The sequence below is a fragment of the Blastocatellia bacterium genome (genome assembly GCA_025054955.1).
Classification (GTDB): Bacteria; Acidobacteriota; Blastocatellia; order HR10; family J050; genus JANWZE01.
The window spans coordinates 1-22153 of the sequence record JANWZE010000058.1 but is presented as its reverse complement, the minus strand read 5'-3'; the positions used below and the strand labels follow the sequence as shown (position 1 = coordinate 22153).

Here is a 22153-nt window from a genome sequence, read left to right as displayed (position 1 = left end):
TCGATGCCAACGCCAATCCGGGCGCCGACCTGATCGTGTTTAATATCACTCCAGCGGGAGCCAAGACGATCAGTCCACCGACAAAGCTTCCGACGATCACAAGTCCGGTGACCATAGACGGGACGACACAGCCGGGCTTTAGTGGCTCGCCAGTCATCGAGTTAGACGGAGCGGGCGCAGGAGTGGTATCAAGCGGACTTTTAATCACTGCCGGCAGCAGCGTTGTGCGTGGTTTAGTGATCAATCGCTTTGGTAGCAATGGCATCGTGATAGAGGCGAATGGTGGTAACCTGATCGAAGGCAACTTCATCGGCACCAATCTAACCGGCACGGCCGACCTGGGTAACTCCAACGATGGCGTGCGCATCTTCGGCGTCCCTACCAACACGATTGGCGGAACGACCACCACCGCGCGCAACATCATTTCGGGCAACAACAGCGACGGGGTGGAGATCAATGGCCGCGCTTCATTCAGCAACCAGGTGCAAGGCAACTTCATCGGCACCAATGTGACTGGCACGGCCCGTCTGGATAACGCCGGCCATGGTGTGCGCATCTTCGGCGCCACCAACAACACGATTGGTGGAACGACCGCTGGCGCGCGCAACGTCATCTCGGGCAACAACGAGGACGGCGTGCATATCTTTGGTTTGAGCGCCACCAGCAACCGGGTGCAAGGCAACTTCATCGGCACCGATTCGAGCGGCACGGCCCGCCTGGATAACTTCAGGGATGGCGTGTTCATCCTCGAAGCACGCAATAACACGATCGGCGGAACGACTACCTCCGCGCGCAACGTCATCTCGGGCAACAACGACAACGGCGTGCGGATTTTTACCAATAGTGCTAGCGGCAACCTGGTGCAAGGCAACTTCATCGGCACCGATGCGGGCGGCACAACCGACGTGGGCAACTCCTTCCGTGGCGTAATCATTTTCCACGCCCCTAACAACACGATCGGCGGAATTGCTGTTGACGCGGGCAATACGATCGCGTTTAATGACCAGGGCGGCGTGTTTATGTTTGGCAGTGCCGCCACCGGCAATACCATTCGCGGTAACTTGATCCACAGCAACGGCGGCTTGGGCATTGATCTGGATCCGGCAGGCGTCACCCTGAATGATGCATGCGATGGCGACACAGGGCCGAACCGTCTCCAGAACTTTCCCCTGCTTCTTTCTGCCTCCTCCATGGGCCGCACCACAACCATAACAGGCACGCTCAACAGCACCGCCAATCGCGCGTTCATTCTGGAATTCTTCGCTGTTAACACGTGCGATCCGTCAGGTCATGGCGAAGGCCAGACGTTCCTGGGCAGCGCCGCTGTCACGACCGACGGCAGTTGCAATGCGACCTTCACCGTCAGGTTGCCGTTTGCTTTGACCGTTGGTCAAAACATCACCGCCACGGCCACCGACAACACGACCAACGACACCTCGGAGTTCTCCGCGTGCGTCGGCGTGACAGTGCCGGCCAATCAACCGCCCAACGCGGTGGACGCACAGTTACGACGGAGGGGGATACGCCGGTGATCATCAACGTGCTGGCCAACGACAGCGACCCCGATCGCGGCACGCTCATGGTGACCGGCGTCAGTGATCCGCCTAATCGGACGGTGGTCAATAACGGCAACGGCACGGTGACCTACACGCCTGACGCCAACTTCAGTGGCAGTGACTCGTTTACCTACACGATCAGCGATGGACAAGGCGGGACGGACACAGCCACCGTCACGGTCAACCCGGTGAACGATCCGCCCAACGCGGTCAATGATGGCGCCATCACAGATGAGAACGTGCCGGTGACGATCAACGTGCTGGCCAATGACACCGACCCGGAGAACGACCCGTTGACGGTGACCGGCTTCACGGCGGCGGCGCACGGCACGGTGACGAACCTGGGTGGTGGCCTGTTGAAGTACACGCCCAATACAAATTTCAGCGGGACGGACTCGTTCAGCTACACGATCGGCGACGGCCAGGGTGGGACAGACACCGCGGTGGTGGCCACATTGGTCAACGACCTGTTGTTCCTGCAAGATGATCGCAATGGCCATTGCGTGGCAGTCAATCTTGGGACGCACAGGTATCGGTGGAAGACGCCGGGCGGGGCGACGTTCACGGGGCCGGTGGTGATCACGCTGACGGAGACGACGATCACGTTTCGCAGTGGGCCTGGGGATGCCAATTTCATCTCAGGCGGGGCGGACATCTTTCGGCACATGGGCAGCGCGCGATTGCAAGCGCCGCGCTCGACCGGTCCGATCTTCATCATCAACGACAGCTTCACCAAGGACAGCGATTGTCCCTAGAAGCCATCTCTAACCGGATAGGAAGCTCTGCGGGGCGCGATGGGTCGGCCTCTGGCAGTAGCTTGCTACAGGTTCAGAGAGGAGGCGTCTGCTTGTCCCCGGTCATCGGTCATGCGTCAACGAGCAGGTGACCAAAGGCCGATGACCGAGGACCTTTTTCGCCTGATCGCTTTAGCAAGGCGCGCTCACCTCAGCGCGGTTTCCAGGCCATACCAATGGCGCTGGCAAAAACCAGGTGTCCTGAAAGTTCGCCAGCGCCGAAATCAATCCACGCGGTTCCAACTGTCTCGGCGCGTTACAGGACGGTCTCCTGAAAGTTCTCCAGCACCTGTTTCACCTTAGTGCAGAACTGGCCAGCGAGCGCGCCGTCAATCAAGCGATGGTCGAACGTCAGCGCAAGGTAAGCCATCGAGCGAATGGCGATGGCGTCGTCTTCGATGACGACCGGCATTTTTTCGATCGCGCCAAGTCCCAGAATCGCGACCTGCGGTTGATTGATGACAGGTGTGCCAAAGAGGCTGCCGAAGCTCCCCAGGTTGGTGATGGTGAACGTGCCGCCGGCGACCTCTTCGGGCTTCAACGCGCGGGTCCGCGCGCGTGTCGCCAGATCAACGATAGCGCGTTGCAGGCCGGCGATTGTTTTCTCGTCAGCTTGCCGAATGACAGGAACAATCAACCCATTGTCCAACGCGACGGCGATGCCGATATTGATTTCTTGATGATAGATGATGTTGGTTCCATCAATCGAAGCGTTGAAGATGGGAAATGCACGCAGCGCTTCCACCGTAGCGCGGATGACGAACGGCAAGTAAGTCAGACCGAAGCCGTAACGTTGTTCAAACTCTTGCTTGATGCGGTCGCGTAACTTGACGATGCGTGTCATGTCCACGCGGTGCACTGATGTGACGTGCGCCGATGTATGTTTGGACATGACCATGTGCTCGGCAATCTTCTGCCGCATGATTGACATCGGTTCGACGCGAGCGCCGGCGGGCAGCCGTTGCGGTGGCGGCGGCGCCACAGCAACCGACGCAGGCGCCGGCGGCGCAGCCGGTTCAACCGATGGCGCCGGTGCTGCAACAGCAAGACGCCGGGACGCCAGATACGCTTCAATGTCAGCTTTGGTGATGCGGCCGTTGGCGCCTGTTCCTTTGATCTGCGTAAGATCAATGTTGTTGATGCGCGCCATCCGTCTGACAAACGGGCTGAGGAAGCCAGTTGCCGGTTTTTGTCGGCGAGGCGGCGCTGCGCCGCTTGCCGCTGCGGGGCTCGGCGCTGATGTTACGTCAGGCGATGGCGAGATGGCGGAAGCTGGCTCCGTTGCAGCAGGCGGTTGAGCAGCCGCCACATCGCCAATGCGCGCCACCACGGTATTGATAGCAACCGTTCTGCCTTCTTCAACCAGTATTTCAACAAGCGTGCCCGACGTGGGTGACGGAATCTCCACATCCACTTTGTCGGTGGAAATTTCAAACAGTGGCTCGTCACGTTCGACGTGATCTCCCACTTTTTTGAGCCAGCGTGTCACCGTCCCTTCGACAATGCTCTCTCCCATCTGGGGCATCAAGATATCGGTCATCATACCTTGTCTCCGTGTCTCGGCGTCATCTTGAGGTGGAACATTGGCTGGCAAGTATAGCACTTCCTCGAGCGGGTCGCCTATGGTGTGGGCGTCGGTCACTGTTCCAACATTGGAGCCGCGATGAAAGAGTGCTCTTTCGGGAGCAAGTCATTGACACCCGCTTGCAAAAAATCGAGCGAGCGAGCAGAATGAACGTCTGATTTTTCACTGCAAGGAGGAAGAAAATGGCTGCAACACCATCGAACATGATACCGCTCGGCACAATCGCTCCTGATTTCACGCTGCCGGACACGGTGACTGGTCGGATGATGAGCTTGCAGGAGCTGAAATCAGACATCGCTACGGTCATCATGTTCATCTGCAATCACTGCCCATACGTGCAGCATGTTCAGCACGAATTGGTACGACTGGCGAAAGACTATCAACCGAAAGGCATTTCATTCATTGCCATCAGCTCAAACGATGTGGTCGGCTACCCGGACGACGCCCCTGACAAGATGAAAGAAGTGGCTGAGCGTTTGGGCTATCCGTTTCCCTACTTGTATGACGAAACACAAGAGGTGGCAAAAGCCTATCAAGCAGCCTGCACGCCCGATTTTTATATCTTCGACAAAGACCTGAAATGCGTCTATCGCGGTCAGTTGGATGATTCGCGGCCGGGCAATCTCATTCCTGTGACCGGGCGTGACATTCGCGCGGCGCTCGATAGCATCTTGCGAGGCGAGCCGGTCAACCCCGATCAAAAACCAAGCATCGGCTGCAACATCAAATGGAAGTCACAATGATTCTCCAGCGGAGGCATGAAGCATGATCAACACGCAAACGATTGGAAAGGTAATCACACCGCTGCTGTTCATCATCGTCGTGATGAGCGGCGCGGCGGGGTATGGTTTCTCTCAAACTCAGACAACATCCATGAAGGAGAAAAAGAAGATGTCCATCTACGATTTCACCATGAAGAGCATTGACGGAGAAGAAATCAAACTGGATCGGTATCGCGGCAAGGTGATGTTGATCGTCAACGTCGCCAGCCAGTGCGGTTACACGCCGCAGTATGAAGGGTTGCAGAAGATTTACGCGACCTACAAAGATCGTGGCTTTGTGGTGCTGGGTTTTCCGGCGAACAATTTTGGCGGACAAGAGCCGGGCACCGATCAAGAGATTAAGACCTTCTGCACGACCCGGTATAACGTGACCTTCCCGATGTTCTCGAAAATCTCAGTCAAGGGAGCCGATCAACATCCGCTCTACAAATTCCTCACCGACGCGGAGACGAACCCGGCTTTCGCAGGCAAGATCAGTTGGAACTTCAACAAGTTTCTCGTGGATAAGACAGGCCGTATCATCGCCCGCTTTGAATCCCGCGACAAACCCGAAAGTGAAAAGGTCGTTCAAGCGATCGAGCGCGCGTTGGAGTAGCGCCGATGAGAGCAATGCAAGATACAACGACTGCGCGTCGGATCGTCGCGGCTGCGCTCGTTGGTTGGCTCGTGTGTTGGAGCGGGGCGGGTAGCGTGATGGGGCAGACACAATCGAAAACCAGTCGGGCGCGCCAAGCGCGAACAATGACGCCGAAGCAGCCGGCGCAACAATCGTTACTGGCCCAACGCAAGCGCGGCAAGACGCGCTGGCTGCCGTTGAAGGCGGTAGAACAAGCCCGGCAAGCGTTACTCGCCCAACACGGAGAAGCGCAGCGAGCGCGCATTGAGCGCGGCGTGCAGCAAGTGGCCGCGCTGTGGCGCCCCGAAGATGGCTCGGCCGAAGCATTCGTCCAGTTCATGCGTGAGCATTTCATTGCGGATCAAGCTGAGCTGGATGCCACGTTTGAGCGGTGCCAGTACGCGATGGAGCAAATCGGCGGGTATCTGAACGAATTGGCCCGCGAGCTGCGCCACTGGGTTGATCTGGACGTTGGCCCGATTCGCCCGATTGATCAATTGTTCGCTGCCTATGATCCGTCGGCGCATGTGATCGAAGACCTATTCAAAAACAAGATCGCGTTTGTCGTGTTGGCGAATTTCCCATTGACCACTCTGGAGGAACGATTGCGCGACGGGCCTTCTTGGACGCGGCGTCAATGGGCTGAAGTGCGACTGGCGCAGCGGTTCTCCCGCCGCGTGCCTGCCCAGGTGCAGCAAGCGGTGACGCAGGCCGTTCAGGCCGGCGATGCCTATATTGCTGAGTACAACATCTGGATGCACCATCTGCTGGACGCGCAGGGCCGACGGTTGTTCCCCAAGGGCCTGCGGTTGATCTCGCATTGGAATTTGCGGGATGAGTTGAAAGCTAATTACGCCGAGCCCGATGGTCTCGATAAGCAGCGCCTGATCGCCAAAGTGATGGAGCGGATTGTGACCCAGACAATTCCGCAGATTGTGATCAACAATCCGCGCGTTGACTGGAATCCGTACACCAACGAGGTTCGTCCTGCGCCGCCTGAGACGATTGAAGCGAATGCGCCCCCGATGCGGCGCACCGCCGTAGACAATGCGCGCGAACCGGACACTCGCTATCGCCATTTGTTGGCTACGTTCCATGCCGCGCGTCAAGAGGACGTGTACTCACCTCATGCGCCGACGCTGATGGCCCGCCGCTTCGATGAGCACCGCGAGATTCCCGAAGCGCGCGTCGAACAGATGTTCACAGAGATCATGACATCGCCGTTGGCCGGGCAACTGGCTCGGTTGATCGAGCAGCGACTGAGGCGCAAGCTCGAACCCTTCGACATCTGGTACAACGGCTTTCTGCCGCGCGCGCGATATGCCGAAGCAGAACTAGACCGCATCGTGCGCCAACGCTACCCGACTGCTGAAGCTTACGCGGCTGACATGCCCAATCTGCTGGTCAAGCTGGGCTTCACGCCAGAACGAGCCAAATACCTAGCGGACTTGATCGCTGTTGATCCATCGCGTGGCGCGGGACACGCTATGCCCGCGCTGCGACGCGGCTTTAAGCCCCGACTGCGCACCCGCATTGAAGCAGACGGAATGAACTACAAAGGCTTCAACATCGCCGTTCATGAGATGGGTCATAATGTCGAACAAGTATTCTCGCTCTACAACGTGGATTACACCGTGCTGGCCGGCGTGCCGAACAACGCGTTTACTGAAGCGCTGGCGTTTGTGTTTCAGAAAAACGACCTGGAGCTGCTGGGCCTGTCTAAGCCAGATGCTGAATCAGAGCGGCTGCGCGTGCTGAACGATTACTGGCAAACATACGAAATCGCCGGCCCAGCATTGGTTGATATGAAAGTTTGGCGCTGGATGTATGAGCACCCGAACGCGACGCCGGCGGCGTTACGCCAAGCGACGATCAAAATCAGTCAGGAGGTGTGGAACCAGTATTACGCGCCGGTGTTCGGGGTGAAGGATTCAGTCATCCTGGGCATTTATTCTCACATGGTCAACCTGATGATGTACCTGCCCGATTACGTGCTTGGCCACATGATCGCCTTTCAGATTGAAGAGCAAATCGCGCGTAGCAAGAATCTCGGCGCAGAGTTTGAGCGGATGGCGACGTATGGCAGCGTGACGCCCGATCAATGGATGATGCACGCCACTGGCAGCCCGCTATCGCCCGAACCACTGCTGCGGGCCACAGAACGAGCATTGAAGGCAGTGCAAGCGGAGTGAGCACACTCACGAGTTGGAAATCCGAAATCCGAAGCACGAAATCCGAAACAAGTTGAAAATCCGAAATCCGAAGTAAGTTGGAAATCCCCGATGCGAAGCACCAAATCCGAAACAGTATCACAAACGTTCCTGCCTGTGTGCCATTTTCATGCTTCGTGGTGTGCTGTTGCATAGGGGCGATTCCTCTGAGAATGTGGCACAGGCGTTCCCGCCTGTGCGCCGTTTTCATTCTTCGTGGCGAGCGGAGCTCATGGGAGAGAGGTCCGCCTTTCATGATTCCTTGATTGCTGTGAACAATCACCCTACAATGTCGAGCCTTTTGATGACGTGGAAGGGAGTTATTGACGAATACCGCGAATTTTTGCCGCTGGCAGATGGGGTCAGAGCGATCACGCTGCTGGAAGGCAACACGCCGTTGATTCGCTCACGGCATATCGCAGCGTGGCTTGGGCTGAAGGCTGACGTTTACTTCAAGTATGAAGGCACGAACCCGACGGCGTCGTTCAAAGACCGTGGCATGACAGTCGCCGTCTCACAAGCGGCGTGGGAGGGCGCTCGCACAGTGATCTGCGCTTCCACCGGCAACACGGCGGCGTCGGCGGCTGCCTATGCGGCGCGAGCAGGGATGACGTGCGTGATCGTTCTGCCGAAGGGTGGTTATGCGCTCGGCAAACTGTCGCAAGCGCTGATGCACGGCGCGCGCGTCGTCGCCATTGAAGGCAATTTCGATGATGCGCTGGAAGCTGTGCGAGCGATAGCAAAAACCTGTCGGGTCGCCCTCGTCAACTCGGTCAACCCATTTCGGCTGGAAGGTCAGAAAACGGCCGCGTTTGAAATTTGTCGGCAACTTGACGGCCGGCCGCCGGATTATCTGCTCCTGCCTGTGGGCAATGCCGGCAACATCACAGCCTACTGGAAAGGGTTCAGCGAATATCACCAGCGCGGCCTGATCAAGCAGCGGCCCCGCATGCTCGGTTTTCAAGCTAGCGGCGCGGCGCCCATTGTGCGTGGACATCCGGTGGCGCATCCCAAAACAGTGGCCAGCGCCATTCGCATTGGGAATCCGGCCAGTTGGCAACATGCGCTGGCCGCCAGAGATCAATCAGGCGGCTTGATCTCGACAGTGAGCGACCGCGAGATTTTGCGCGCGTATAAGCTGCTTGCGCAGGGCGAAGGGCTACTGGCCGAGCCAGCCTCGGCGGCATCGGTGGCCGGGCTGATCAAACTGGCCAAAGCCGGCTACTTCACGCCTCGCGCGACAATTGTCTGCGTGTTGACAGGACATGGATTAAAAGATCAAGATACGGCGCTGGCCATGGCCAAGCAGAAAGTGATTACCGCCAAGCCCGACGTCACGTCGGTGGCTCGCGCCGCGGGATTAGAGCAGTGACACCTATGAAACTCAGCGTTCCAGCTACGACCGCGAATTTAGGGCCTGGCTTTGATGTGTTTGGCCTAGCACTGAAGCTCTATTTGACCGTGGTCGTCAAAGAGAGTCCGGGCGCGCCTCAATTGATCTATCGCGGGCGAGACGCCACGAGCGTTCCTACCGATGAAACCAACTTGCTCTGTCGCGCCATCCAGCATGTAGCTGAGCGCCACCGTGTCCGATTGCCCGATTTGACGCTGGACGTTCACAATGAGATTCCTATTGGACGGGGATTGGGCAGCAGCGGCGCTGCCGTTGTGGCCGGCGTCTTAATTGCTAACACAGTGGGCCAACTTGCGTTGTCGCGCCACCAATTGCTCGATTACGCCCTGCAAATTGAGCCGCATCCGGACAATATCACAGCGGCGATGTTCGGCGGACTTGTCGCTTGCTGTGTGACTGAACAAGGAGAGAGTCTTCATACGAAAATTCCTATTTCGCCCAGGATCAAAGCCGTCATCGTGGTTCCCGATTTCGCGTTAGCCACAACCCAAGCGCGGTCGGTGTTGCCGCCGCAGTATTCCCGCGCCGATGCGGTATTCAACTTGCAACGTGTCGCTTTGCTGGCAGCCACGTTAGGCACAGCCGAGCCAACGCTGATCGCGGAAGCCATGCAGGACCGGCTCCATCAACCATATCGGCAGGCGCTGATTCCGGGATTGGAAGAGAGTTTGCAGTTGCGAGGCGTGCCCGGCCTGCTCGGTGTCAGTTTGAGCGGCGCCGGACCAAGCCTGCTGGCTTTGGCCGAGCAAAACTTCGGAGCTATTGGCGAACTGCTACAATCCAACTTCAGGCGTCATGGTATCGAGTCTGAGGTCTTGATCCTCGACATCGAAGAACGCGGCGCATGCTTTATCGAACCATGACAGAGAGCTAGTGTTGAGAGCTTATGGAGATCATTGTGCAAAAATACGGCGGCACATCCGTGAGCACGCCGGAGAAGATCAAACGCGTTGCCGAACGGATTCTGTCGGTCGAAGGCTCAGGGGCTGCCGTCGTCGCGGTCGTTTCGGCGATGGGCCACACTACCGATCAATTGATCGAGATGGCTCGACAGATTTCCCATAACCCGCCACGTCGAGAGATGGATATGCTGCTATCAACGGGCGAGCAGGTCTCAATCTCGCTGCTTTCGATGGCCATACATGAACTTGGCGGTCGAGCGATCTCGATGACTGGCTCGCAAAGCGGCATCATCACCGATAGTCGGCACAGCGAGGCAAAGATTCGTGAGATCAAGACGCAGCGCATTCTGAAACCGTTGCGCGAAGGGCGCGTGGTGATCGTCGCCGGTTTTCAGGGCGTCAGTCGAGGCAGCCAGATTACGACGCTCGGACGTGGCGGCTCGGATACAACAGCGGCGGCGTTGGCCGCAGCGCTCAAAGCCAAGAGCTGCGAAATCTACACCGACGTGGACGGCGTGTTCACCGCGGATCCGAATATCGTGCCAACGGCTGTCAAATTGGATTACATCTCCTATGAAGAGATGCTGGAACTGGCCGTCTCAGGCGCGCAAGTGCTTCATCCGCGCGCCGTGGAAATCGCCACCAAATTCCGCTTCCCATTGAAAGTCAAACCAGCCCACACATTCGGCAGCGGCACAACTGTGATGGAGGGAGAGATGCTTGAACAAGTGGTTGTCACCGGCGTCACCGCCGACAAAGACATGGCCAAGATTGCTATTCAAAAAGTACCGGACCGGCCAGGCGTGGCCGCCAAGCTCTTTGGCGCGCTGGCACGTGAAGGCATCAGCGTTCATTTGATTATCCAAAGCATCGGTGAAGGCAACGTCACCGATGTCACCATTGTGTTAAAGCGCGAGTATATGAAACCTGCTGTCAGCGTGCTCGAACGGGTCAGCCAGCAACTCAAAGCGCAAGGTGTCATCTACCAGGCCGACATGGCCGAAGTCTCCATTGTCGGTTCAGGCATGGTGCATGCGCCGGGCGTGGCCGCCAAGATGTTTCGCGCCTTGGCCGAGAAGAATATCAACATTGATCTGATCAGCACCTCGCACATTCGCATCTCGGTGGTCATCCAGAAGCATCACGTCAACGAAGCCGTCAAGGCAATTCATCAGGCCTTCAAGCTTGATACTCTCACGAGGCGAAGACGATGACACGGAAGTTGAAAGTTGGCATTTTGGCAGCAACCGGCACAGTCGGTCAGCGATTTGTGCAATTGTTGGAAAATCACCCCTGGTTTGAGGTGAGCGAGCTCGCAGCGTCAGACCGCTCGGTCGGTCAGCCCTATGAGCGCGCGTGCGCGTGGAAGCTGCCTCAGCCGATGCCCGAATGCGTGAAGGGATTGATCGTCAAGCCGCCTGAGCCGAATCTGGAGTGTGACTTTGTTCTTTCCAGTTTGCCGACAGACGTGGCCGGACCGATTGAACAAGCGTTTGCACAGGCCGGCTATCCGGTCATCAGCAATGCAAGCGCTCATCGAATGGATGCCGATGTGCCGTTGTTAATCCCTGAAGTTAATGCTGAGCACCTCGACATCATTGCCGAGCAGCGACGGCGTCGCGGGTACACGCGCGGGTTCATCGTCACGAATCCAAACTGCACGACGATCGGGTTGGTGATGGCGCTGGCGCCGCTGCATCGCCGGTTCGGCGTGCAAGCCGTCATGATGACGTCCATGCAAGCGCTTTCGGGCGCCGGTTATCCAGGCGTCGCTTCGCTCGACATCATTGATAACATCGTCCCATACATCCATCACGAAGAAGAAAAAGTCGAAGCCGAGACGCGAAAGCTGCTCGGCCGCCTTGAGCAGAACGCCTTCATTGACGCGCCGATTCGCGTCAGCGCCCAGTGCAATCGCGTCAACGTGAGCGATGGTCATCTGGAGACAGTCTCCGTCAAGTTGAACCGACCGGCTGATGAGGCCGAAGTGATCGAAGCGTTTCGTTCATTCACGTCGCCGCTGGCCCAGTGGGCGTTACCCAGCGCCCCGTCCGCTCCCATCATTCTGCGGCAGGAGAATGATCGTCCGCAGCCCCGCCTCGATCGCGACGCCGGCAACGGGATGGCAACGGTTGTCGGTCGGGTCAGAAAGTGTCCGGTCCTGGATTATAAGTTTTTGGTTCTGAGCCATAACACGATCCGGGGGGCAGCCGGCGCGGCCATCCTCAACGCTGAATTGCTCAAAGCAAAAGGCTATTTGTGATACCAAATGCCAAGCGAAGATCGCATATTCGCGCTCAGTCAGTTCATGTGCCGCCATGCTTTTTGGCTTCATGAACGTGGTCTTTCTCTCCGTAGTTGGCACGAGGCCGGAGGTGAGCTGTGAGCAGTCGCCGACGTCACATCCAGTTGACGCCGCTCGTTGAAGCGCAGCGACTCTTTTTTGACGCGGTGGAGGAGCTTGGCTTTTTCGCCACTCAGGAAGAATTGATCCCGGTGCGCCAAGCGTTGGGGCGCGTCACCAGTCGCCCGCATCGCGCCGCGAGAGCGGTTCCACACTATCGGAGCGCGGCGATGGATGGCATCGCTGTTTGCGCTGAGCAAACGCGCGCGGCGAGTCAATCGTCACCCCTGACGCTACGGGCGCCAAAGGATTTTGCTTGGGTCAACACGGGCGATCCGATCAGCGAACCATTCGATGCCGTCATCATGGTCGAACAGGTCACCGAGCTGGAAGCCGGCGTCGTTCAAATCTCTCAACCGGCGGTGGCCGGCAAAAACGTGCGCGCTGTCGGCGAAGATTTTCAGGATGAGGAAACGATTGTGCCGGCTCATTACCGGATCACACCGGAAGCCATCGCGGCGTTGCTCAGCGGCGCGGTTTATTCAGTTTGGGTCAAACGACGACCGCGCGCGCTCTATATCCCGACCGGTTCAGAGTTAGCGCCTCCAGAAGAAGAGTTGCAACCAGGCCAAATTGCTGAGACCAATTCAAGCATCGTGACGGGGTATCTCACGTGCTGGGGCGCTGAAGTGGACGTTGGCGCGCGCGTCTCTAACGATCAGGCTGAATTGAAATCGGCGCTGCTGGAGGCCGTCGCGCGATTCGATCTGGTGCTTGTCGGCGGCGGCACTTCAATGGGACGCGATGATTTGACGCCAACGGTGGTCGCTGATGTAGGGCGTGTCATTGTACATGGTGTGGCGTATCATCCGGGTCATCCGCTGCTGCTTGGATGTATCGGCCACAAGCCGGTCATCGGACTGCCGGGCTATCCGGTGGCTGTTTGGATTAGTCTTCGTCTGTTTCTCAAGCCAATGCTGGAACGTTACTGGGGCTTGCCGTCAGAACCGGCAGTCTATGTTGAAGGTCGCTTGGCCGAACCGATCAAATCGGCTGGCGGAGCTGTTCAATTCATTCGCGTTCGCTTGGAGCCAGATGGTGATGGCTGGCGCGTCTTCAAGTTGCCCGGCGGCGCCAGTCGCCTCTCGTCGGTGCTCCGGGCGCACGGCCTGTTGGAAATTCCGGCGGACGTGGAAAGCTTGCCGGCGGGCGCGTCCGTGCAGGTCCTCCTGCTGCGGCCACCGGCTTGAAAAAAGCCAAATTCCAATGTCATGAATTTCCAGCAATGCTGCGTCAAGAGAGCGCCATGCGACCGTCTTTGGAGTGCTGCGACGCGGCGCAGCTTTTGAAAGCGGTGACACGTCACCGCACTCCAAAACCCGTGCTCACTTAGAGCGATTTGTGAATGAGTTTACGCTGGGGCGCGCTTGCAGCGTGCATCAGCCCGCAACAAGATGCGGGGTAACCAGGCTAAATGCAATTGAAAATCGCTCGAAGTGAACAAGCTGATGGAACACGGATGACACGGATTGGGCTGATCAACACGGATCAATCCGCGAAAATCCGCCGCATCCGCTTCATCCGCGTTCTATCCAAACTCCACGAGCTTGGAGCGATTTGTGAATGAGTTTATGCTAGGGCGCGCTTGCAGCGTGCATCAGCCCGCAATAAGATGCGGGGCAACCAGGCTAAATGCAATTGAAAAACGCTCTTATGCCCTTGGCTTTGAAAAGCCCGGCTACATTCATAAGGAAACCGCTCCATCAACATGGTCTTGCCCTCCGCAATTGGAATGACGCAATGAGGTGATTATGAAGAATCAGCGACGCCTGTTCATTATCATCTGGTTTGTTCTTTTGTTGACGCTGCCGCCGGTGTGTTTGGCGCAGGAACCGCCGCGCGAGCAAGGTGAGTTTCGCCAACCTGAGCTGGTGGAACTGATCAAGCTAGATCGAACGCTGCGGCTGGATATTCGCTATGCGACGGCTAACAATTTCCTCGGTCGTCCGGTGTATAAGCAAGCTCGCGCCTTTCTTCAACGGCCGGCTGCCGAAGCGCTGGTGCGCGTCCATCGCAAGCTGCGGAAAAAAGGCTATGGGCTGGTCATCTTCGACGGCTATCGGCCATGGTCGGTGACCAAGCTCTTCTGGGATGAGACGCCTGATGACAAAAAGCATTTCGTGGCTAATCCGGCTGAAGGCTCACGCCACAATCGCGGTTGCGCCGTTGATCTCTCCCTGTTTGAGTTGAAAACAGGAAAGCAGGTGCAGATGCCCAGCGCGTACGACGAGATGACCGAACGCTCGCACATCAATTATCAAGGTGGCACAGCCAAAGCGCGTCGTCTGCGTGATCTGTTGCGCGCGGCGATGGAATCCGAAGGATTCACCGTCTACGAACATGAATGGTGGCACTATGATTACAAGGATTGGAAGCTGTATCCGATCCTCAACATTGATTTCTCAGAAATACCGCACTAGCCGGAGGCTGTCATGCGTGTTCATGCGCTGCGCACCGTCGAGGAATTTCAACATTACGCCACATTCGGTTTTGACGTCTATCGCGACAATCCCTACTGGACGCCGACTGATCCGGACTACCTCGTGAGTTTGCTCAGTCAACAATTACCTCATACGGCTGAAGCAGAGGTTCAAGCATTCTGGGTCGAGCAACGCGACAAGGTCTTGGCGGCGCTCACGGCTGTCGTTGAGCAAGGTTACAATCGTCATCATCGCGAGCATCTGGGACACATCTTGTTTTTTGAAGCAATGCCCGCTCAAGATGAAGCGGTGCAGGCAGTGATGCAGGTAGCGTTTCGGTGGCTTGGCGAACGGGGTTGTCAAGCCGTTCGACTCTCAATGTTGATGGGCTGGCAAACCCCGTTGACGATTGATGCCTATGAAGCCGTTCCAACGGTCTTCCATACCTACAATCCGGCCTATTATCACAGCTACGTCAAGAACGCTGGCTTTCAGACTGAGCGCGGCGCTGTGCAGTATCAAATTGAATTCACGCCGGCGCTGGCGGCGCTGTATCACGAGATGGTTGAGCGCGTCTCACGTGATGGCGTGCGGCTTCGCTCGTTCAACTTCGATCACATGGAGCATGAGACGGCAATTTTCACCGATGTGTTTAACGACACCTTCTCGGCGCACTGGGGCATGCACCCATTGAGCGCGGCGATGGTGCACGGGCTGATAGGTGGATTGAAGGATTTTCTCGTGGCGGATTTCATCGTGTTTGCCGAGCTGGACGGACAAACCGTCGGCGCTGTCTACGCCCTGCCCGATTTGAATCAGGCAGTTCATCGCATGAGAGGCATGTCGCTTGAGCAACACGCTGAGGAATTTCAGCAGGCGCTCAGCGCCATTGATCATGGCGTCTTGCTGATTATCGGTGTCAGACAAGCCTATCGCGGTCGCGGGATCAACCTGGCGCTGGCCGCCCAGAGCTACCGAGCCATGATTGAGCGCGGCTACACTACGGCCAGCTATACGATTGTGCTCGATGATAACTGGCCGTCGCGTCGAACGGCTGAAAAATTGGGCGGAAAGGTAACCAGAAACTTTGTCATCTATCGGAAGAATCTCGCTTGACGAACAGCTTGCAGGATGCTCACACGCCACGACGGATGAAAACGGAGCCACCACGACGGATGAAAACGGAGCCACTGAGATCACAAAATCTACCGAGAACCTCCTGCCCCCTTTGTGCCGTCTGTTGCCCTCAGCGGCGATTGTTGCCAGCGGAGCCGGTTTGTTCTTAACCATGCAGCGTATTGACCAACCGTCATCAAACCCATTAGGCTATGAAATCACGCACAGACGAGAGGAGCGGTTAAATTGACTCGTTGCGGTGGCTCATGTTTTCAACTGGAGGAACACAGCCATGGCGTACACCTACGAAGAACTCAAGAAGAAAACGTTGGCCGAGCTTCGTGACATTGCCGCCGGCGTGGATCACGAAGCCGTCAGAGGATACACACAACTGAACAAAGATCACCTGCTGAAGGCGCTGTGCACGGCATTGCACATTGACATGCATGTGCATCATCAGGTCGTCGGCGTCAACAAAGCTGAAATCAAAGCGCGGATTCGAGAACTCAAAAAGAAGCGCGACGAAGCGTTGATGGCGCATGATCACAAACAGCTTAAGTTGATCCGGCGACAGATTCACCGCTATAAGCGGCAGATTCACAAAGCGACCGTATAGCGGTCAGGCGGGGAGCCAAGAGTTGTTGTGAGAGAGCCAAGCAAGAGTTCATCGAGCGGTCCGTTGGTTGACTATACAACGTTTGCCCGCACTATTTACGAGACCGGCGTGCTCTCTGACCCCTGGTTTGACGGGGTTGAGCGATTCGGTCTGGAAGGCGTGGTGCTGAGCCCTCGTCTCGCCAACAGCCTGGCCGTAGCCGCCGAACGGGTCGCGTATCTGCATGAAGAACTCGTGCGCATTTTGCTCGATGAGCCAACGTTGCTCACCGAGTTTTATCATTTAACGCCGTGTCAGTATGCCATGTGGCAAGCCGCCGGTGGATTGTGGCACGGCATAGCCCGCGCCGATTTGTTTCTGTGTCAGGATGGTCGGATTGCCTGCTGCGAGTTGAACAGCGACACGCCATCGGGTCAGCCTGAAGCGGTCATCCTCAATCAGTTGTTACAGCCCCGTCATGGTGACGTTGATGATCCGAACGCAGGTCTGGAAAGGCGGTTTATCGCGATGTTGCGCGAGAGTCATGCCAAACGCACTGACAAACCGCTCACCTCGGTTGGCATCATTTATCCAACTGAATTGACCGAAGACCTGGGCATGATTACGTTGTTCACGCAGTGGTTGGAAGCGTCGGGCATCGCGGTTGTGCATGGCTCGCCGTACAATGTCCATCGAACGCGACGCGGCATTGCAGTGCTGGGCGAGCCGGTTGATTTGGTGATTCGCCACTATAAAACTGATTGGTGGGGCGAGCGCCTGCCCGTTTGGGATGATGCGCCCGATTACCTTGATCCTGATCCGTTGGACGAGCCACTGCGCGCGTTGCTCACAGCCGACATCTGCGGCGAGGTGACGATTGTCAATCCATTTGGCGCAGTGATCACGCAAAACAAGTTATCGCTGGCTTTTTTCTGGGAAGAGCAGCACCGTTTTTCGCGCCGATCACAACATTGGATTCGTCAGTACATCCCCCAGACCTATCGCATGAGCAGTCTCTCGCCGGATCGCCTCCGCGCTGAGCGCACGCAGTGGGTGCTCAAAAGCGATTACGGATGCGAAGGCGAAGAAACCATCTGCGGACCCTTTGTCAGCGATGAACTCTGGCAGAAAACAATTGACCACGCCCTGCCTGAACGATTCGTGGCGCAACGCTTCTTTCACGCTCAGCCAGACCCGATGGGGCGTCTAACCAATTATGGCGTGTTCCTCATAGGCGGGACGGCCAGCGGGTTCTTCACCCGGCTGTCACCTCAAAGCACACAATACACGGCGTTGACCGTTCCAACCTTCGTTGCTCGTTAAAGGTGAATCCTATGAGCGATCAACTCGGTGAACGACGCAAAACAAGCATCGGACGCGTGCACCGCCGGGAGCCGCTTCAGTATCGCTCCGAGGAGCCGCAGTCATGGTGGCGCGCATCGCGGCGAACTTTCATCATCGGCACCATCGGCGCCGCCGTCGGTCTCGGCGCGATCGCATGGTTATTGTCCGATGACACAACGGATATTGACGAAGATTCACTGGCGCTGCAACAGAAACACGGATGGAACATCGGCTCTGAAGATAAAAAGCTGACCTTAACAGGCACGCAGTCGGTTGACTCACAACACTCCTCTGCGTGGAGAAAATACTTAGCTCCAACGGCCATGTTGCAAGCCTATCAGCCGCCGCACCCAACCTGGCTGCCTTACTTCGTTCCAACGTTGATTCAGTCGCTCGGCCAATCATCGCTCAGTCAACAACTGTCGCCAATCTTCACGCCGGATATGAAAGAAGCTTATGAGCGCGGTCAAACGCTGGCGCAAGACTTTTTGGCGAACGCACAGAATCCCGGTGAAACGGCGTTCATCGTAGATATGCCGGGACGCCAGACGCTCGCGCTCGGCGCCGGCCTGGCTGAACACGGACAACTCGTTACGCAGTTCGATAATTTCCCGCATCCACTCGGTGTCACGCCATCGCACGAAACGTTGGCAGCGATGTTGTACTATGCTGGAGAAATTCAGGAGAAACAAGCGCGAGTCTCAGCAACGGCGCCGCCCGTTTTTCTGCTCGATTCCAACCGATTGGCTCCCTACAGCGACGCTGATACCCAATTTGACAATCGCTACTTGGCCAAACTGCCGTCGGCTGAAAAGCTCCGAGAACGAGGCATCAAAAACGTGATCTACATCATGCCCGACCGCACGCGGAGCGATGAACTCGATGACCTGAACGAAGATTTCGTGGACTACAAAAACAAAGGGCTGAACATGATGATTCTGCCGCTCAGTGATTTTCAACCAGTGGATGAAGTTGTTGAGGGCGCATCGCAACGACGGTATTACTATGGCGGCAGTGAAGCGACCCATCACTACTTCTTCCATGCCTATCCCATTTGGCTGCCCACGCCGTACTACACGCGCACCTATCCGCAGTACACGCGGTGGCGCACGCCGCCGCCGACTACGGTTCAACCAACAGTGTCGCCCCCACGCTACGCGCCGCGCCCGCGTCCAACGATGTTTACCGGCGCGCGCGTCGGCAGCGTTGCCACCGGCGTCGGTCGCAGTAAACCAAGCGGATTCGGGCGCACAACGGTGCGTGTTTCTTCCTCCGGCCAGGTGGTCGGCACGCGCGCCGGGCGGTCGGGTTACTACGCATCCGGTGGTCGAGGATTCTTTTCGCGGCTCGGCTCAAGCCGTGCAGGCCGCTCTGGCTCGTTCGGACGCAGCAGCAGCCGCTTCGGCGGATGATGGCTGGAGAAACGACAGACCAGCGACCAAAGACTATTGAAGTCAGCATTCATGATGACACGACGATCATGGCTCAAAAGTCTTTTCCAAAGCCAGGAGGACGCCATCTATTTCTTCGGACTGCAACTGATCATCAAAGCGTTTGGCGAAGACACGCTGCGCGCCCGTTTGGCCGCCGTCATTAACGACCCAGACGGAGCACAACAGGACGTAGCGGCCAAGCGACGCTACATCAAACGACTGGTCGCACTGCTCCTCGAACAACGACCATACTGGCATCAAGTCTTCTGGGATTACATCGCCGGACGCGATCAAGCCGAAGCTGAATTTGATTCATGGACGGCTGAACTCTCCGCCATGATGGCCACCGAACACGAAGAAATTGATCAGACGGTGGACGGCATGTTTCGGCTCTCACACGACAAAGACTATGTGGCCGTGACGATTGCGTTGTTGTTGAGTGAACCGTATCCGCCGGCAGAAATCGAAGACGAATCACTCTTCTGGCGCAGCGAAACGATTGCTCAGTTAGTCAATGGATTGTTGTACCTGAACCCTGAAACCATTTTGGCCGACGCGGTTTTTGTCATTCCCGGCAGCCCTGATGACGGCTTATCAGAGGAAGATTTGATGACCGGCGGTTGGAGTTATCTGCGCGTGCTGACGTGAGCGGCGCGAAGACCAACGAGCTACAAGGAGGTCTCTATGGTGTTACTGGTTCTGCCGCTGCTTGAAGCGATCCTCAATGTGGTGGTGTACACGGTGATCGGCTGGGCTTTGTTTGCTCTTGCATTTCTTCTCATGGACAAAGTGGCGCCGTTTTCTATTCGCAAAGAGATTGAAGAAGATCAAAACATCGCACTGGCCATTGTGATCGCCTCGGTGATGATTGGCATTGCCATGATCATTGTCGCTTCGATCACCGGCTAACAAGGAGCTCATCACATGAAGCAGGCATCCAAGCATGCGCTGTCCACTGATGCAACTTGCTAAGTAACGTGACAAAAGTTCGGGGCGTTTTTTGGACTGCTGCGACGTATCGCAGCTCTGGGCGGAAAGCGGTGACACGTCACCGCACGCCAAAACGTCTCGTCCCCCGACATGTCCCAGAACTTTTGTCCACCTACTTAGCCACTTTGACGCAATCAATGAGGAGCCATTTCGATGAGATACTTTGTCACTGGCGCCACCGGCTTCATCGGCGGCGTTCTTGTCCGGCAATTAGTCGAATCAGGCCATGACGTGGTGGCGCTGGTGCGCGCGCCGCAGCGTGCCGCGCATCTGGCCGCGCTTGGCATCAAGCTGGTCACCGGCGACATCACCGACAAAGCCAGCATGCGAGCCGCAATGACCGGCGTGGATGGCGTGTTTCACCTGGCGGCCTGGTACCAGGTCGGCGTCAGAGATCGCAGCTTGGCCGAACAAATCAACGTTCAAGGCACACGCAATGTGTTGCAACTGATGCAGGAACTGGGCATCAACAAAGGCGTCTACACGAGCACCATTGCCGTCTTCTCTGATACGCGCGGCCGGCTGGTGGATGAATCCTATCGCTATGAGGGCCCACATCTGAGTGAATATGATCGAACCAAGTGGCTGGCGCATTACCAGGTGGCCGAGCCGATGATCAGAGCCGGCTTGCCACTGGTCATCGTTCAACCAAGCGTGGTCTACGGGCCAGGTGACAACAGCGCGATGGCCAAAACCTTTAAGCTCTACCTGCGTCGCCGCCTGCCCATGCTGCCGCGCGGCACAATGTTTTGCTGGGCCCATGTTGAAGACGTCGCGCGGGGCCACCTGCTGGCTATGGAAAAGGGGCAACCCGGTCAAAGCTACATCCTCAGCGGTCCGCCCCACACCATGATCGAAGTCTTCCAGCTAGCTGAAAAAATCACCGGCGTCAGAGCGCCCCGCTTGCACGTCAGTCCGGCTATGCTGCGCCTGATGTCAAAACTGATGGAACCGATTAGCTACGTGCTGCCCTTGCCAACGATCTATCATCCCGAAAGTTTGCGCGTCGCCGCCGGCGTCACTTACATTGCCAGTAATGAAAAGGCCCAACGCGAACTCGGCTTCACCGTGCGACCGCTCGAACAGGGCTTGCGCGACACATTGAGCGTCTTGATGCAGCAACTCCACCCAGCTTGATAACCGATCACCTGTGATATGCGCAGAGAAGTAATCACCTATCACCTGGAAATGACCGACCGCTCGGCACTGCGTCCCGCCAAGGCGCAACTCCCCAACCTCCTCCTGATGCAAGCGAAAATCCCCTGCCCAGAATTCAATCGCTTCCTCTACACAGCAGTGGGCGCGCGTTGGTACTGGATCAATCGGCTGAACTGGACCTACGACCAATGGATGCAATACCTGAATCGAGCCGAATTGGAAACCTGGGTGGCATACGTTGACGGCACACCGGCCGGCTACTTTGAACTCGAAGCGCAAGCCGACGGCAATGTCCAAATCGCTTACTTCGGATTGCTCCCTGCCTTCGTCGGTAAAGGCATCGGCGGCTGGCTGCTGACAGCCGCTATCGAACGCGCATGGCAAATGGGCGCTGCTCGCGTGTGGGTGCATACGTGCACACTGGATCATCCGGCCGCGCTGAAAAATTATCAGGCCAGAGGCATGCGAATCTTCAAACAGGTCGTCACAGAAGAAGAACTGCCCGATGAACCGCCTCAGCCATGGCCCGACGCCAATCACCCTGCTGCGTGATACCACTCGCCTTTGAATCCGCCAGCTCACTTGCTCATAGCCGCCGGTCAACCTGAATCTATCAATCCACCTCCCGCAATCTGTGTGAGCTACGTTGACCTTCACAAAAAAATGCATGGGGGGTTGCCATCATCGGGCAGTTGTTGTATAAATGAGCCACCTTTTTGATCTTTGACAATTTAATTGCGAGTCTTTCCCTACGTGTTTCGCATCGGCGAAACCAAGGGGGGTTATCACAAGGACTTAAGTCAATGGAAGTGTGGCACTTAGAAGAATTCGGCC

20 protein-coding genes are annotated in these 22153 nt (G+C 56.9%); 19 read left to right on the top strand and 1 reads right to left on the bottom strand.

The window, feature by feature from the left end:
- Both NZ823_08225 and NZ823_08220 read left to right on the top strand, forming a co-directional pair.
- A partial coding sequence (locus NZ823_08225) for a right-handed parallel beta-helix repeat-containing protein (protein MCS6805114.1) occupies positions 1-1532 on the top strand: 1532 nt, incomplete at its 5' end.
- Positions 1529-2311, top strand: a complete 783-nt coding sequence (locus NZ823_08220; GenBank protein ID MCS6805113.1) for a cadherin-like domain-containing protein — start codon at positions 1529-1531, stop codon at positions 2309-2311. The genes NZ823_08225 and NZ823_08220, both read left to right, overlap by 4 nt.
- A 295-nt stretch (positions 2312-2606) precedes the next feature.
- On the opposite strand, the gene sucB is transcribed toward NZ823_08220, so the two are convergent.
- Entirely contained in the window at positions 2607-3953 is a 1347-nt protein-coding gene (gene sucB / locus NZ823_08215; GenBank protein ID MCS6805112.1) for a 2-oxoglutarate dehydrogenase, E2 component, dihydrolipoamide succinyltransferase, read from the bottom strand.
- A 164-nt stretch (positions 3954-4117) separates the two neighbouring features.
- Here sucB and NZ823_08210 point away from each other — a divergent pair, with 164 nt between their 5' ends.
- The 17 genes from NZ823_08210 to NZ823_08130 all read left to right on the top strand — a co-directional run bounded on the left by NZ823_08210 (position 4118) and on the right by NZ823_08130 (position 21871).
- Positions 4118-4678, top strand: a complete 561-nt coding sequence (locus NZ823_08210; GenBank protein ID MCS6805111.1) for a thioredoxin family protein — start codon at positions 4118-4120, stop codon at positions 4676-4678.
- Positions 4679-4826: 148 nt separating this feature from the next.
- Complete coding sequence (locus NZ823_08205) at positions 4827-5312, top strand: glutathione peroxidase (GenBank protein MCS6805110.1); 486 nt, start codon at positions 4827-4829, stop codon at positions 5310-5312.
- 5 nt (positions 5313-5317) lie between these two features.
- Positions 5318-7525, top strand: a complete 2208-nt coding sequence (locus NZ823_08200) for a hypothetical protein (GenBank protein MCS6805109.1) — start codon at positions 5318-5320, stop codon at positions 7523-7525.
- 322 nt (positions 7526-7847) lie between these two features.
- Positions 7848-8915, top strand: a complete 1068-nt coding sequence (thrC, locus tag NZ823_08195) for a threonine synthase (GenBank protein MCS6805108.1) — start codon at positions 7848-7850, stop codon at positions 8913-8915.
- 5 nt (positions 8916-8920) lie between these two features.
- Positions 8921-9820: a homoserine kinase gene (gene thrB / locus NZ823_08190; GenBank protein ID MCS6805107.1), complete on the top strand. Its 900-nt coding sequence runs from the start codon at positions 8921-8923 to the stop codon at positions 9818-9820.
- Positions 9821-9843: 23 nt separating this feature from the next.
- Positions 9844-11073, top strand: a complete 1230-nt coding sequence (locus NZ823_08185; GenBank protein MCS6805106.1) for an aspartate kinase — start codon at positions 9844-9846, stop codon at positions 11071-11073.
- Positions 11070-12122: an aspartate-semialdehyde dehydrogenase gene (asd, locus tag NZ823_08180; protein ID MCS6805105.1), complete on the top strand. Its 1053-nt coding sequence runs from the start codon at positions 11070-11072 to the stop codon at positions 12120-12122. The genes NZ823_08185 and asd overlap by 4 nt, the downstream gene beginning before the upstream one ends.
- A gap of 119 nt (positions 12123-12241) precedes the next feature.
- Positions 12242-13453, top strand: coding sequence for a molybdopterin-binding protein (locus NZ823_08175; protein ID MCS6805104.1), 1212 nt, complete (start codon positions 12242-12244; stop codon positions 13451-13453).
- A 561-nt stretch (positions 13454-14014) separates the two neighbouring features.
- Complete coding sequence (locus NZ823_08170; protein MCS6805103.1) at positions 14015-14683, top strand: M15 family metallopeptidase; 669 nt, start codon at positions 14015-14017, stop codon at positions 14681-14683.
- 12 nt (positions 14684-14695) lie between these two features.
- Positions 14696-15799: a GNAT family N-acetyltransferase gene (locus NZ823_08165; GenBank protein ID MCS6805102.1), complete on the top strand. Its 1104-nt coding sequence runs from the start codon at positions 14696-14698 to the stop codon at positions 15797-15799.
- Positions 15800-16091: 292 nt separating this feature from the next.
- Positions 16092-16415 carry a hypothetical protein gene (locus NZ823_08160; GenBank protein MCS6805101.1) on the top strand — a complete coding sequence of 108 codons (324 nt, stop codon included), beginning with the start codon at positions 16092-16094 and terminating at the stop codon, positions 16413-16415.
- A gap of 27 nt (positions 16416-16442) precedes the next feature.
- A complete protein-coding gene (locus tag NZ823_08155; GenBank protein MCS6805100.1) occupies positions 16443-17717 on the top strand; it encodes a glutathionylspermidine synthase family protein in 1275 nt (424 codons plus the stop codon).
- A gap of 11 nt (positions 17718-17728) precedes the next feature.
- Positions 17729-19150 (top strand): hypothetical protein, encoded by a 1422-nt coding sequence (locus tag NZ823_08150; GenBank protein MCS6805099.1) that lies wholly within the window; start codon positions 17729-17731, stop codon positions 19148-19150.
- 51 nt (positions 19151-19201) lie between these two features.
- A complete protein-coding gene (locus NZ823_08145; protein ID MCS6805098.1) occupies positions 19202-19819 on the top strand; it encodes a DUF1517 domain-containing protein in 618 nt (205 codons plus the stop codon).
- A 36-nt stretch (positions 19820-19855) separates the two neighbouring features.
- A complete protein-coding gene (locus NZ823_08140) occupies positions 19856-20080 on the top strand; it encodes a DUF350 domain-containing protein (GenBank protein ID MCS6805097.1) in 225 nt (74 codons plus the stop codon).
- Between the two features lie 234 nt (positions 20081-20314).
- Complete coding sequence (locus NZ823_08135; protein MCS6805096.1) at positions 20315-21298, top strand: NAD-dependent epimerase/dehydratase family protein; 984 nt, start codon at positions 20315-20317, stop codon at positions 21296-21298.
- Between the two features lie 18 nt (positions 21299-21316).
- Positions 21317-21871, top strand: coding sequence for a GNAT family N-acetyltransferase (locus tag NZ823_08130; GenBank protein ID MCS6805095.1), 555 nt, complete (start codon positions 21317-21319; stop codon positions 21869-21871).
- The last annotated feature ends 282 nt before the right edge of the window (positions 21872-22153 follow it).